The sequence below is a fragment of the Terrihabitans soli genome, assembly GCF_014191545.1.
Taxonomy (GTDB): domain Bacteria; phylum Pseudomonadota; class Alphaproteobacteria; order Rhizobiales; family Methylopilaceae; genus Flaviflagellibacter; species Flaviflagellibacter soli.
Map to the genome: position 1 here is coordinate 2,005,028 of NZ_AP023361.1, position 11,995 is coordinate 2,017,022.

The 11,995-nt window shown below is 62.0% G+C and carries 15 protein-coding genes; 8 read left to right on the top strand and 7 right to left on the bottom strand.

The window, feature by feature from the left end; translation table 11 throughout:
• Positions 1-98: 98 nt before the first annotated feature.
• Complete coding sequence (locus tag IZ6_RS10365; protein ID WP_222874982.1) at positions 99-872, bottom strand: amino acid ABC transporter substrate-binding protein; 774 nt, start codon at positions 870-872, stop codon at positions 99-101.
• A 219-nt stretch (positions 873-1,091) separates the two neighbouring features.
• On the opposite strand from IZ6_RS10365, the gene IZ6_RS10370 reads away from it, so the two are divergent.
• The 4 genes from IZ6_RS10370 (at position 1,092) to ribB (ending at position 4,888) form a co-directional block, all read left to right on the top strand.
• Positions 1,092-1,847 (top strand): glycosyltransferase family 2 protein, encoded by a 756-nt coding sequence (locus IZ6_RS10370; RefSeq protein WP_222874983.1) that lies wholly within the window; start codon positions 1,092-1,094, stop codon positions 1,845-1,847.
• Positions 1,844-2,605, top strand: a complete 762-nt coding sequence (locus IZ6_RS10375; protein WP_222874984.1) for a glycosyltransferase family A protein — start codon at positions 1,844-1,846, stop codon at positions 2,603-2,605. The genes IZ6_RS10370 and IZ6_RS10375 overlap by 4 nt, the downstream gene beginning before the upstream one ends.
• Positions 2,606-2,690: 85 nt before the next feature.
• Positions 2,691-3,773 carry a chorismate synthase gene (gene aroC, locus IZ6_RS10380; protein ID WP_222874985.1) on the top strand — a complete coding sequence of 361 codons (1,083 nt, stop codon included), beginning with the start codon at positions 2,691-2,693 and terminating at the stop codon, positions 3,771-3,773.
• 29 nt (positions 3,774-3,802) lie between these two features.
• Entirely contained in the window at positions 3,803-4,888 is a 1,086-nt protein-coding gene (ribB, locus tag IZ6_RS10385) for a 3,4-dihydroxy-2-butanone-4-phosphate synthase (protein ID WP_222874986.1), read from the top strand.
• 6 nt (positions 4,889-4,894) lie between these two features.
• On the opposite strand, the gene IZ6_RS10390 is transcribed toward ribB, so the two are convergent.
• From IZ6_RS10390 to IZ6_RS10400, 3 genes are read right to left on the bottom strand one after another with little or no spacing between them, the layout of a single operon-like run.
• A complete protein-coding gene (locus IZ6_RS10390) occupies positions 4,895-5,341 on the bottom strand; it encodes a DUF3828 domain-containing protein (RefSeq protein WP_222874987.1) in 447 nt (148 codons plus the stop codon).
• A complete protein-coding gene (locus IZ6_RS10395; protein WP_222874988.1) occupies positions 5,338-5,565 on the bottom strand; it encodes a hypothetical protein in 228 nt (75 codons plus the stop codon). Before IZ6_RS10395 ends, IZ6_RS10390 begins: the two co-directional genes overlap by 4 nt.
• A gap of 46 nt (positions 5,566-5,611) precedes the next feature.
• Positions 5,612-6,466, bottom strand: coding sequence for a YcjF family protein (locus IZ6_RS10400; protein WP_263971493.1), 855 nt, complete (start codon positions 6,464-6,466; stop codon positions 5,612-5,614).
• A 235-nt stretch (positions 6,467-6,701) separates the two neighbouring features.
• On the opposite strand from IZ6_RS10400, the gene IZ6_RS10405 reads away from it, so the two are divergent.
• Complete coding sequence (locus IZ6_RS10405) at positions 6,702-7,010, top strand: GIY-YIG nuclease family protein (protein WP_222877609.1); 309 nt, start codon at positions 6,702-6,704, stop codon at positions 7,008-7,010.
• 82 nt (positions 7,011-7,092) lie between these two features.
• On the opposite strand, the gene IZ6_RS10410 is transcribed toward IZ6_RS10405, so the two are convergent.
• Genes IZ6_RS10410 through IZ6_RS10420 form a run of 3 tightly spaced genes read right to left on the bottom strand, consistent with a single transcriptional unit; the run spans position 7,093 to position 9,404 of the window.
• Positions 7,093-7,365: a hypothetical protein gene (locus IZ6_RS10410; RefSeq protein ID WP_222874989.1), complete on the bottom strand. Its 273-nt coding sequence runs from the start codon at positions 7,363-7,365 to the stop codon at positions 7,093-7,095.
• Between the two features lie 4 nt (positions 7,366-7,369).
• A complete protein-coding gene (locus tag IZ6_RS10415) occupies positions 7,370-8,839 on the bottom strand; it encodes a YcjX family GTP-binding protein (protein ID WP_222874990.1) in 1,470 nt (489 codons plus the stop codon).
• Positions 8,840-8,876: 37 nt separating this feature from the next.
• The gene (locus tag IZ6_RS10420) at positions 8,877-9,404 is read right to left on the bottom strand and encodes a SixA phosphatase family protein (protein ID WP_222874991.1); all 528 of its coding nucleotides are present in this window, start codon (positions 9,402-9,404) and stop codon (positions 8,877-8,879) included.
• A gap of 195 nt (positions 9,405-9,599) precedes the next feature.
• On the opposite strand from IZ6_RS10420, the gene IZ6_RS10425 reads away from it, so the two are divergent.
• From IZ6_RS10425 to IZ6_RS10435, 3 genes are all read left to right on the top strand, one after another.
• Positions 9,600-9,962: an Hpt domain-containing protein gene (locus tag IZ6_RS10425; RefSeq protein ID WP_222874992.1), complete on the top strand. Its 363-nt coding sequence runs from the start codon at positions 9,600-9,602 to the stop codon at positions 9,960-9,962.
• A gap of 128 nt (positions 9,963-10,090) precedes the next feature.
• Positions 10,091-10,411 carry a 2Fe-2S iron-sulfur cluster-binding protein gene (locus IZ6_RS10430; RefSeq protein ID WP_222874993.1) on the top strand — a complete coding sequence of 107 codons (321 nt, stop codon included), beginning with the start codon at positions 10,091-10,093 and terminating at the stop codon, positions 10,409-10,411.
• 308 nt (positions 10,412-10,719) lie between these two features.
• Complete coding sequence (locus tag IZ6_RS10435; RefSeq protein WP_222874994.1) at positions 10,720-11,748, top strand: NAD(P)/FAD-dependent oxidoreductase; 1,029 nt, start codon at positions 10,720-10,722, stop codon at positions 11,746-11,748.
• Positions 11,749-11,995 lie beyond the last annotated feature (247 nt).

Here is an 11,995-nt window from a genome sequence, read left to right on the forward strand (position 1 = left end):
CCGATCCGGGATCCAGGATTAAAGTGCGGCGGAGCCGCGCTTATGTCTGGACCCCGGCTCTCGCGACCGGGCTTCGCCCGGCGCGGGCCGGGGAACACTCAATTCGAGACGTTCGCGCCGAAATAAGTCTGCGAGATCTTCTCATAAGTGCCGTCGGCCTTGATATCGACCAGGGCCTTGTCGATCGCAGCTTTCAGCTCCGGATTGCCCTTGCGGAAGATGACGCCCGACACATCCGCATTGTCGGAGGTCGCAACGATCTTCACCGGTGCATCGGGTTTCTTCTTCTTGAAATCGAGGAAAGAGAGATTGTCGTTCAGCGTCGCATCCGCCCTGCCCTGCAGCACGAGCTGGATCGACTGATCGAACCCGTCCGTACCGACGAGCTCGGCGCCGTTATCGGTCGCGAGCTTGGCGAAGTTCGAAGTCAGCGACTGGGCGGATTTCTTGCCCTTCAGATCGGCAAAACTTTTGATGTCGGCATTGCCGTCCTTGACGATCAGCACGGCTTTCGAGGCGATATAGGGTTCGGAGAAATCGTATTTCGCCTTGCGCGCATCGGTGATGCCGACCTGATTGATCACGGCGTCATAGCGGTTGGCGTCGAGGCCGGCGATGAGGCCGTCCCATTTGCCTTCAAAGAATTCGGCCTTCACGCCGAGCTTGGCGGCCACCGCCTTGCCGATCTCGACATCGAAGCCGACGAGTTCGTTCTTGCCGTCATGATAGGTGAAAGGCGGATAGGTGCCCTCGGTGCCGATGCGCAGCGTGCCTGCCGATTTGATCTTGGACAGCTCATCCTCGGCGAGCGCGCCGCTCGCAGCCGAAAGGCCGAACACGGCCGCAAAGGCCAGGGCCAAAAAATTCTTCATCTCATTCGCTCCCGGGGCGCTCGCCCCCTCTGCAAATTTCATATGGCCCGGAAGGACCCGTCTGACAGATGGGAGCCTCTGCCGATAATTTACAGATATCCAGTATGCTATTTTTTGTATCACATTTGAAATTTGTGTTTCTGTGGGTAACGGCCGCTCCGCTTGAAGAGCATCGGCCGTTTGGAGGAAATAGGAGGCGTATTTTGTCCCCCGTGTCCCATGAAGATCAGCGTCATCATTCCGGCGTTCAACCGCGAACGCTTCATCGTCCCGGCCCTGCGCTCTCTCGCCCGCCAGCGGACGGACAAGATCGATCTCGACATCATCGTCGTCGATGACGGCTCGACCGACGGCACGGCACATGCCGTGACCGCATTCGCAGAAGACGCGCCCTTTGTGCGGCTTGTCCGCAAGGAGAATGGCGGCCCCTCCTCCGCCCGCAATGCCGGCCTGAAAAACCTCCTGCCCGGCACCGAACTCATCGCCTTTCTCGATTCCGACGACATCTGCGTCGACGGGCGCTTTGCAAAGGAAGTTCCGCTGTTCGAGACAGACCCGGCGCTCGGCCTCACTTACGCCAAGCTGACGATCTGCAGCGCACTCGACGATGAGCGGCTCGAACCGGCAGAGGGCGCGAAAAGGGAAACCCTGCGCAGCGTCAGTGTAACGACATGCCTGTTCCGGCGCGCGGTTCTCGAGCGCGCGGGCGGTTTCGACGAGACGCTGATCCATGCCGAGGACTGGGATTTTCTCATCCGCCTGTTCGAGCAGGATGTCCGCTACGAACTCATGGATCATGTTGCGATCCTCTATCGCCGCCATCCCGGCAATATGACCAAGCTCGTCCAGAAGGGGCGCGAATACTTAAAGAAAGTCGCGCTCAAATCGGCCTTCCGCCGCAGCCGGACCCATGAAAAAAAGCCGCTGCCGGTGTTTTTCGACGGTTCGGATTTGCGCGACTGGGACAATAAGTGAAGACCACCGTGACCATGCCGGTGAGAAACGGCGAGCGCTATATCGAAGCCGCGCTCCGTTCTCTCACCGCGCAGATCGCGGATGCCGATCTCGATATTCTCGTTATCGATGACGGCTCGACGGATGGATCGGCTGCGATCGTTCAACGCATCGCAGCGCAGGTGCCCGGCAAAATCCGTCTCGTGCCGGGCGAGGCGAAGGGCTTATCCGCTGCGCGCAACATGGCGCTCAAAAATCTTCTGCCGGAAACCGAGCTGATCTCATTTCTCGATTCCGACGATCTGTCGCCGGCCGGCCGCTTCGCGTCCGATGCGGCGCATTTCAGCAAGGATGCGGGGCTCGATCTCGTCTATCGCCTGACCGCGCATTTTTACGGCGAGGCGGCGGATGGCATGCCGCAAGACCCAAAGGTCCAGCGGTCGGTCTCGCTCAGCGCCATGACGCTGCGCCGCAACCGGGCGGAAAAGACCGGCCTGTTTGATGAGGATTTCGAGATGGGCGGCGACGGCGATTTCCTCTTCCGCGTGCTGGAGACGCGGCCGCACTGCCTGTTTCTGGACGATATCGGCTTCTATTACCGCCAGCATGCGGGGGCGATGAGCCGCGTTGCCCATGGCAATGACGAAACAAGGGTCCGGGAGGGCGAGCGGAAGGGCTGGTTTTTGGCCTTCCACAAGGCCGCCCAGCGCCGCAGGCGGGACCCCGGCCTTGCCGATATCGGCGACTATCTCAGGCAGTTCAAAATGGACGTGAAGTAGGCCCGCTTTAAGCCTTGGCGGTATATCTTAACTCGATCCGCCGCCCCGCCTTGCCCCACCCCTTCGAGCCTCGTAAACCCTCACAATGTCTCACAACACGTTCGGCCATCTTTTCCGCGTCACGACCTTTGGCGAAAGCCACGGGCCGGCGCTCGGCTGCGTGGTCGATGGCTGCCCGCCGCTGATCGAGATCAGCCCGGCGGAGATTCAAGGATTTCTCGACAAGAGGAAGCCCGGCCAGAGCCGCTTCACGACGCAGCGGCGCGAAGACGATGCGGTCAAAATCCTCTCCGGCACGATGGAGAAGGATGGCAAGCTTCTGACTACCGGCACGCCGATTGCCATGCTCATCGAGAACACCGATCAGCGCTCGAAAGATTATTCGGAGATCGAGGCCAAGTTCCGCCCCGGCCATGCCGACTACACATACGAAGCCAAATACGGCATTCGCGATCATCGCGGCGGCGGACGCTCCTCCGCCCGCGAGACGGCGGCGCGCGTGGCCGCCGGCGCGATTGCGCGCAAGATCATCCCCGGCGTTTCGATCCGCGGCGCTCTGGTGCGCATGGGCGAGATCGAGATCGACCGTTCGCGCTGGGATTGGGCGGAGATCGACAAGAACCCGTTCTTCTGTCCGGACGCGAAAGCGGCGGACGCGATGGAGCCCTATCTCGACGGCATCCGCAAAAACGGATCCTCCATCGGCGCCGTCATCGAGATCGTCGCCGAAGGCGTGCCCGCCGGCTGGGGCGCGCCGATCTACGGCAAGCTCGATGCCGATCTTGCGGCCGCGCTGATGAGCATCAATGCGGTCAAAGGCGTTGAGATCGGCGATGGCATGGGCGTGGCGCAGCTCACCGGCGAACAGAACGCCGACGAGATGCGCAAAGGCAATGACGGGCGTCCCGTCTTCCTCGCCAATCATGCGGGCGGCATTCTCGGCGGCATTTCCAACGGCGCGCCGGTTGTCGCGCGCTTTGCCGTGAAGCCCACCTCATCCATTCTCACGCCGCGCAAATCGATCGACCGCGCCGGCAATGAGGTCGACGTCTCGACCAAAGGCCGCCACGACCCGTGCGTCGGCATCCGTGCGGTGCCGATCGGCGAGGCCATGGTTGCATGCGTCCTGGCCGATCACTATCTCCGCCATCGCGGCCAAGTGGGCTAGGCGTTCGGCTGAAAGCGTAAAGAACAGACATGACCCAGGATCCCCTCGCCCGCGTCCGGCAGGCCATCGACGCATTCGCCCAAGGCGCCATCCTCGTCGTCACCGACGATGACGACCGCGAGAATGAAGGCGATCTGATTTTTGCGGCTTCGCTCGCAACGCCTGACAAGCTGGCCTTCACCATCCGCCACACCTCCGGCATCGTCTGTACGCCGCTGACCTCCGAAGAAGCGCGGCGCCTTCACCTGACGCCTATGGTGTCGAACAATGACGCGCCGATGCAGACCGCCTTCACCGTCTCGGTCGACGTCAAGCACGGCACGACGACCGGCATTTCGGCCGAAGAGCGCACCGCGACCGTGCGCGCGCTCGCCAATCACAATATGGGCGCCGGCGATTTCGTCCGCCCCGGCCACGTCTTTCCGCTGATCGCCAAGGATGGCGGCGTTCTCATGCGCTCGGGCCACACCGAGGCCGCCGTCGATCTCTGCAAACTCGCCAATCTTCCGCCGGTCGGCGTCATTGCCGAACTCGTCAATGATGACGGCACGGTGATGCGCGGGCCGCAGGTCATGGCCTTTGCCGCCAACCATAAGCTTCCGCAAATCTCCGTCGCCGAGCTCATCGCCTATCGCCAGTCGCGCGAAAAGCTCGTGACGCGCGTCTCGGAATTCCCGGTGCCGACCGAGATCGGCACGCTGAAGGGCTATGCCTATGTGACGCCCTTCGACGAGGTGCATCACATTGCGCTCGTGCACGGGAATATCGGCGACGGGCGCGGGCTGCTGGCGCGCCTGCACCGCGCGGACGCCATCACCGACGTGTTCGGCGGCGGCAAGACGATCCGCGCTTCGCTTCAGGCGATGCATAAAGCAGGACGCGGCGTCATTGTTTATCTCCGCGACGGCACCGCGGGCGTTCCGGTCAATCCGCCGGGCGAGGATTCATCGGAAGCCAAGCGCGTCGCGCAATGGCGCGAAGTCGGCCTCGGCGCGCAGATCCTGAAGGATCTCGGCGTGTCCTCGATCCGCCTCATCGCCTCGAAAGAGCGCCGCTATATCGGCCTCACCGGCTTCGGCATCGAGATCGACGGCACGGAGATCGTGGAGGGCTGACGCCCTCTACTTCTTGTACAGCTCTTTCAGCGAACCGCTCGGTGCATAGATTTCAGCGATGCGCCAGCCCTTCGGCGTCCTCAATAGATCGAGCTTGATCTCGAACAGTTCGCCGAAATTCTGGAAGGTGACGATGCCCGTCGCCGCGCCCGGCTTCGGCTCTTCGACCGCGATCTTCAACTGATCGATCTTCCAGTCCTGCGCATCGATGAAGGGATCGCCGGCCAGAAGCGGCACTTCGTTCTTTTTCGCCGCGGCGTCCGAATCCGCCTTGATCAGTTTGTAGACATCCGGCGTGAAATAATTGGCCATGGCCGCATCGTCGAGCGGCGGCCCTTCGGTGCCCTTATACTGATCGTAGATCGCGTGCAGGAACTGTTCGGCGCTCTGCTCCTGCGCGACTGCAGGCACGGTGATAAGCGCAAGGAAAGCAGCAACAAGAATGCGGATCATGAAGGTCGGCCCTTTTTGTGCGCCAGTCTCTGCACGAACCAGCCTGTGGCGACAAGACCGGCGGTGACTGCAATCAGCGGTGCGTAGAGGAAAGCAACGGCCAGCGCGGTATAGGTGTCGGGCCAGCCCATCAGCCGCTCGACGCCGAGATAGCCGAAAGCGATGACCGCCCAGACGGTGACGGTCACAAAGATCAGAACGGCAAAGCCAGCAAAAACCTGCATGGAAGCTCCGGAGGTCCGGATTGGTCGCGCGGAAGGCTTCGAAGGTTCAGTCCTTGTTTTTGTCGAACAGGCCGCCCGCGACTTCGCGCAAGGTAGGCGCCGGGCGAGCTGCGAAGGGCAGCGGCCGGCAGACGGCGATGGTGGCAAGCCCGATCCGCGCCGTCAGTATGCCATTGATGATGCCCTCGCCGAGCCGCGCCGAAAGTTTTGCGGCAACGCCATGGCCGACAATCTGATCGATAAAGCCCTCGCCCGCCGCCATGCCGCCGGTGACGGCAAGATGGGTCAGCACATGGCGCAGCAGACGGAAGAAACCGAGCGTGCCGGGACGGCCGCCGTAAAGATCGGCGATCTTGCGGATCAAAGCGATCGAGGTCGCGGCGACCATGGCGATGTCGATGATGGCGCGCGGCGCAATCGCGGTGACGACGGAGACGCGCTTCGACGCATTCGCGACGAGACGGCGCGCTTCGAGATCGAGCCCGGTCATCAATTCGCGCTCGGCAAGCTGGATGAGATCGGAGCCGTCGATGATCGACTGGCGCTCGCGCGCAAGATTGGCGCGGCCGCGCGCCGTCCGCGCGTTCGACGCATAGAGCGCTTCAAGATCGGAGACGACGCTGCGCGCGAGATGGCGGTCGTCCTGCACCAGCGCGTCTTCGGCACGGGCGCGCAGGCCGTCGATCTTCGACAGCCGCCGCAGCGCGGAGAGCTCGCGGATGAGAATGACGAGCAGGGTCAGAACAAAGAGCGCGGCAAGGCCCGCGCCGAACCAGCCGAGCCAGACATTACGCGCGAACAGATCCTCGACGACATTCGTGACGCCGAGGCCGAAACCGAGCGAAATCAGACCGCCGAGCGATGACCAGAACAGCGCGGCGAGTTTGGAGCGCTTCGGCACGGTGGCGGTCGCGGTCGTTGCGATCGCACCGGCCGATGTCGGCGGCTCGACCAGAAGATCGGCGATATCCGCCTCCGGCTCGGGGAAGACGAGCTCCGGCGAATTGAGCTCGAAGGTTTCGGGTTTGCGGGGGACTGAACCATTTTACTCCCAGTTCCCCGGACAAGCTGCACGCAGTGCAGCGCCGATCCGGGGTCCAGATATAAGTGGCGGCGACGCCGCCGCCATACTTATCATGCCCTATCCGGGGGCGCAGGTGGGGCGATACTGGGTCTACATACTGGCCAGCAAACGTTTGGGAACCCTCTATGTCGGGGCGACCAACAATCTCGCTCGACGGGTTTACGAGCATCGAGAGGGCCTCGTTCCCGGATTTACAAAAGCTTATGACGTCAAACTACTGGTCTATGCCGAAGAGTTTGCGTCCATCGCCGATGCCCGAGAGGCCGAGGCCCGTATCAAGAAATGGCGGCGTGCCTGGAAGATCGAATTGATCGAGCGCAGCAACGCAAATTGGGACGATCTATATCCAAGTCTGATTTGAATTTGAGTGCGCCTTCGGCGCTAGAATATCTGGGTCCCGGATCACGCGATGCGCTGCGCGCACGCGGTCCGGGACACAGAAATCAAACTCCGAACCCTGGGATAATTTCAGCCTGCACATAGCGCTGGAATTCAGGCCAGGTGATGAGGCCGAGCTCGCGGTCTTCGCCGCCGAGCGCGCCGTTCACCGTCATGATGAACTGGTCCTTCACATCGTCGAGCAGAGAGAGCTCGGGTTTCGAGAACTCGCTCTCGTCGAGGCTGACGAGCAGCATGTCATGCAGATCCTCGAACTCGGCATAGCTCAGCGTGCCGATCTGCTTCAGGCGTCCAAGATAGTGCGTGCGAAAGCTCATCGTCTCAAACCAGTTTGTCGCCGATCAGAAATTCAATCACCCGGTCCATACGGATATGGGGAAGAACGGGCTTTTCCCAAGGTCCGGTTTCGAGCCTGGGCGGCCGGAATTTGAGAATGCCCACATCCCCCTCGCCGCCATCGGCGCGGCCTTTATAGCCGCCGGGCAAGAGCGCCTTTTCCGGATCGGCCGGCAGATCGCCGGGAAATACGCCGATCTCCTCCTCGCCCGTAAATACTTTGTCTCCGGATTGCTCGCCCGCCTCAGGCGTGCCGGCGATGACGGGAAGCTCACTCTTGCCGCGGCGTGCCAACGCCTCGCGCGTTGCGCGCACGGCGGAGATGGCGAGCACATCGACGCGCGCACCGGCAAATTGCGCCCGCTCGCGCGCCCGTTGCACCAGACGTCCGAGAATGGCTTCCAGCCTATCGTGGCTCGAATGGTGGAGATGATCGGCTTTCGTCGCCGCGAAGAGAATACGGTCGACCTTCGGCCGGAACAGCGAAGTGATCCAACTATTCGTGCCGTGGCGGAAGGCTTCGAGCACATCGGTCAAAGCCGTCTCAAGATCGGCGACGGCATCGGGCCCCGCATCGAGCGCCGCCAGCACATCGACCAGAACGATCTGGCGGTCGAGCCGGGCAAAATGATCGCGGAAGAACGGGCGCACGATCTCGCGCACATAGGCGTCGTAGCGGCGCGCCATCATCGCCTGCAGCGTGCCGGGACGCGGCTCGCTATCGGCCGCAATATCAAGCGGCGCAAAGGTCAGCATGGGCGAGCCTTCGAGATCGCCCGGCATGAGAAAACGCCCCGGCGGCAGCGCCGACAGCGTATCGCGCGCCTGCCGCGCCGCTCTGAGATAGGCGGTAAAAATATCGGCCGAAGCCTTTGCCTTTGCTTCACTTTCCGGCTCGTTCGGATCAAGCCCGGCAAGCTGCTTGTGCCAGTCGGAGGCAAGCCTTTTGCGCGCGCCGGTACGGCTCTGCGCAAGCGTTGCCGCCGACCATTGTGCATACGTCTTGCCCATCAGACCGAGATCGAGAAGCCATTCGCCGGGATAGTCGACGATATCGAGCGTCAGGAATGTCGAGCCGCGGCGCTTGCCGAAAAACGTCTCGGAGGCGAATTCGAGCACAAGCCGGAGTTCGGAAATCCGCCGCGTCGAGTCCGGCCAGCGACGCTCGTCGAGCAAAGCCTTCAGATGCTCCTCGATGGAAAAGCGCGGCACCGCATCGTCGGGCTGCGGCGCAAGATGTGCGCCGATCAGGCGCCCATCGGCATAGGCACGAAACAGCGGCAGGCGCCCGCCATTCGTCAGCGTATTGACAAGTGCGGTGATGAACACCGTCTTGCCGGCGCGCGACAGGCCGGTCACGCCGAGGCGCACGCTCGGATGCAGCGCATGCGCCGCAAGATCGAAAACGTTTGCCGCGGAAATCTTCGCTTCGTGCGTAAGGTCGGACAGCTTCATCGAGGCCCTGTGATCCCGGAACGGGACCTACACATAGTCATTCGTCCTTCAGGCCAAGATGTTTGGGCGTTTCGAAGGCGAACAGCCAGGCCTGCTTCTCCTCGATCGCCGCCCAGGGCGTATCCTCGAAATCGAGGACGGCGATGGCCGCCGTCGGGAATTTCCGCTCGAAGCGCTCGGCGACCTCGGGCTCGGCGCTTTCGGCCAGCATGCCGGTCAGGCTCTCCATGCCGGGATTGTGGCCGACAATCATGAGGGTCTGGACGTCCCCATCGGCGCTGCGGACGATCTCCAGCAGCATGTCCGGCGAGGCGTCGTAGATCATGTCCTCGAAAATGGCCTCCGGCACCGGGTCGAAGGCCTTTTTGGCCTCCTGCCAGGTCTGGCGGGTGCGGGCCGAGGTCGAGCAGACAACGAGATCGGGGACGATCCCCTCCGCCTCCAGCCAGGCGCCCATGCCGCGGGCAGCCTCCCGCCCTTCGGCGGTCAAAACCCGGTCGTGATCATGGTCTTGGGCGCCATGGGGTTCTGCCTTGGCGTGGCGGAAAAGGACGAGGCGGCGCATCGGTCAGGTGTGGCTTTCTGGCAATGGAGTCATCGAAAAAGAACCCTATCACGGCGTCCGCCCGGCGAATCGAACCGTATTAACGTTCTGTAGGTCCACAACGCCTTAAATTCGACATTGGCGCTGGGGAAAGACCGAACCCGCTCCGCAGAATGAGCGACAGAAAAGAATAGGGTCCATAAGGAAATAGTCCCGATGTTGGTTGCTCAACGTATTGAGTCCTCGGCCTTCGACCGGCCGCTCGATCTCGTCCATCTGTCCCGTCAAACTCTCGGCGATCGTCACCTCGAACGTGAAGTTTTGTCGATCTTCCGCTCCCAGGCCCGCAAGGTCCTGTTTCAGCTGGAAGCGCTGACTGATCCCTCCAATCGTCTCGAAATCGCCCATGCCCTCAACGGCTCGGCCAAAGGCGTCGGCGCCTGGCGTGTCGCCACCGCGGCCGAAGCCCTCGAAAACGCAGCCCGCACCGGCGCGCCGGTCGGCGAGCCGCTTGCCGTCCTCGCCGAATGCATTTCGGAAGTCGTCGGCGAGATCGAAGATCTCCTGACCGAGGCCTGATCTAAGGGCCTGATCGCCGCACCCCTCTCTTTAGAGAGGCTCTAGCGCGAAATTGCGTTTCGGCTTACATCCTGCGGACGTTTACGAGGGGCGGCTTGGCCGCCCCTCGCTTTTGCCCACGAGAGATCATGCCCAAAATCACTTTCATCGATTCCGGCGGCGAATCCCGCACGGTCGACGCGGTCAATGGTTCCACCGTGATGGAAGCTGCCTTGCAGAACGCCATCCCGGAAGTCGAGGCGGAATGCGGCGGGGCCTGCTCCTGCGCCACCTGCCATGTCTATGTCGACGAAGCCTGGTTCGAAAAAACGGGCGGCCCCTCCCCGATGGAAGAGGATATGCTGGATTTCGCCTTCGAAGTCCGGCCGACCAGCCGTTTGTCCTGCCAGATCAAGGTCTCGGACGCCCTTGACGGCCTGGTGGTCAACACCCCGGCCCGCCAGGGCTAGCGCATCCCGGACAGGCTGTGCGCAGCACAGCGCCGATCCGGGACCCAGGAGCAAAGTGCGGCGCAGCCGCTCTCATATCTGGACCCCGGGTCACATCGAACTCGGATGTTTCCGAGTTCGGAATCTTCACTCAAGTCGGCAACAGCCGACTTGAGGCGGGCTTTGCCCGGCGCGGCCCGGGGAACACCTCAGTTTAGAGCAATTCCGGCCTGCTTTCGCAGGGCTTCCCCTGCGGGCGCTGGCGGTCTAATAAGCCCGCGACCTCTTCCGGCGCGTGCGGCGCCCCAACCTCAAGACGATGCGAATCCATGACTGAGATCATCAAGACCGATGCCGTGATCATCGGTGCCGGCCCCTGCGGCCTGTTCGCCGTGTTCGAACTCGGCCTGCTCGACATCAAGGCCCATGTCATCGACATCCTGGACAAAGTCGGCGGCCAGTGCGCCGAGCTCTATCCGGAAAAGCCGATCTACGACATTCCGGGCCTGCCGGTTGTCACCGGCCAGGGCCTCACCGAAAATCTGATGGAGCAGATCAAGCCGTTCGGCGCTGAATTCCATCTGTCCGAAATGGTCGAGGCTTGCGAGAAGCTTTCCGACGGTTCGTTCAAGCTGACGACCAATCACGGCACGGTTTTCGAAACCAAGGTCGTCATCATCGCGGCCGGCGGCGGCTCGTTTCAGCCTAAAAAGCCGCCGATTTCGAACGTCGATCAGTATGAAGGCCAGTCGGTCTTTTATTCCGTGCGCAAGATGGACGCCTTCAAGGGCCGCGATGTTCTGATCGCCGGCGGCGGCGACAGCGCGCTCGATTGGCTGCTCAACCTGCAGCCGCTCGCCAACAAGATCACGCTGCTGCATCGCAGAGACGATTTCCGCGCCGCGCCCGACAGCGTCAACAAGATGCGCGAGCTCGTTGCCGAAGGAAAAGTCGATCTCGTCATCGGCCAGGTGACGGAGCTGAAGGGTCCGGACGGCAAACTCGCCGCCGCCGCCGTGAAGCTTGCCGACGGCACGGTGACCGAAATCACCTGCGATGCGCTGCTGCCCTTCTTCGGCCTGACGATGAAGCTCGGCCCGCTCGCGGAATGGGGAATCCACCTGAACGAGAATCTCATTCCCGTGGACACGGAGAAGTTTGAGACCTCGGTTCCGGGCATTTACGCCATCGGCGACATCAATACCTATCCGGGCAAGCTCAAGCTCATCCTCTCGGGCTTCCACGAGGCGGCGCTGATGTCCCAGGCGGCAGCGCGGACGATCAATCCGGACCGCCGGATTGTCTTCCAGTACACAACCTCGTCGACAAACCTGCAGAAGAAGCTCGGCGTCGCCTAACCGCCGCCACTTTTCCGCCAGTTTTCCACACCACGGCCGACCGTCTTTTACCGGACGTGTCCGAGCCTTCGGACTATGGTAAAAAAGACGTTAACGATCTTTGATCTTTCTTTACAAAGTTAGATTGAATCGAGGCGCACCGAGGTTAGGATCAGAGGGCGGCGAACTATAAAGCTCTGATGCGAAAAGCCACTTCGCGGAATGAGTTGGGGACAGGGGCCTTCAAGTAGGGGTCACATTCGAGGGA

Coding starts and splice junctions, on each gene's coding strand:
- aroC (WP_222874985.1), top strand. CDS start 2,691: ATGTCTCACAACACGTTCGGCCATCTTTTCCGCGTCACGACCTTTGGC.
- IZ6_RS10405 (WP_222877609.1), top strand. CDS start 6,702: ATGCCCTATCCGGGGGCGCAGGTGGGGCGATACTGGGTCTACATACTG.
- IZ6_RS10410 (WP_222874989.1), bottom strand. CDS start 7,365: ATGAGCTTTCGCACGCACTATCTTGGACGCCTGAAGCAGATCGGCACG.
- IZ6_RS10425 (WP_222874992.1), top strand. CDS start 9,600: ATGTTGGTTGCTCAACGTATTGAGTCCTCGGCCTTCGACCGGCCGCTC.
- ribB (WP_222874986.1), top strand. CDS start 3,803: ATGACCCAGGATCCCCTCGCCCGCGTCCGGCAGGCCATCGACGCATTC.
- IZ6_RS10420 (WP_222874991.1), bottom strand. CDS start 9,404: ATGCGCCGCCTCGTCCTTTTCCGCCACGCCAAGGCAGAACCCCATGGC.
- IZ6_RS10365 (WP_222874982.1), bottom strand. CDS start 872: ATGAAGAATTTTTTGGCCCTGGCCTTTGCGGCCGTGTTCGGCCTTTCG.
- IZ6_RS10430 (WP_222874993.1), top strand. CDS start 10,091: ATGCCCAAAATCACTTTCATCGATTCCGGCGGCGAATCCCGCACGGTC.
- IZ6_RS10415 (WP_222874990.1), bottom strand. CDS start 8,839: ATGAAGCTGTCCGACCTTACGCACGAAGCGAAGATTTCCGCGGCAAAC.
- IZ6_RS10390 (WP_222874987.1), bottom strand. CDS start 5,341: ATGATCCGCATTCTTGTTGCTGCTTTCCTTGCGCTTATCACCGTGCCT.
- IZ6_RS10370 (WP_222874983.1), top strand. CDS start 1,092: ATGAAGATCAGCGTCATCATTCCGGCGTTCAACCGCGAACGCTTCATC.
- IZ6_RS10435 (WP_222874994.1), top strand. CDS start 10,720: ATGACTGAGATCATCAAGACCGATGCCGTGATCATCGGTGCCGGCCCC.
- IZ6_RS10395 (WP_222874988.1), bottom strand. CDS start 5,565: ATGCAGGTTTTTGCTGGCTTTGCCGTTCTGATCTTTGTGACCGTCACC.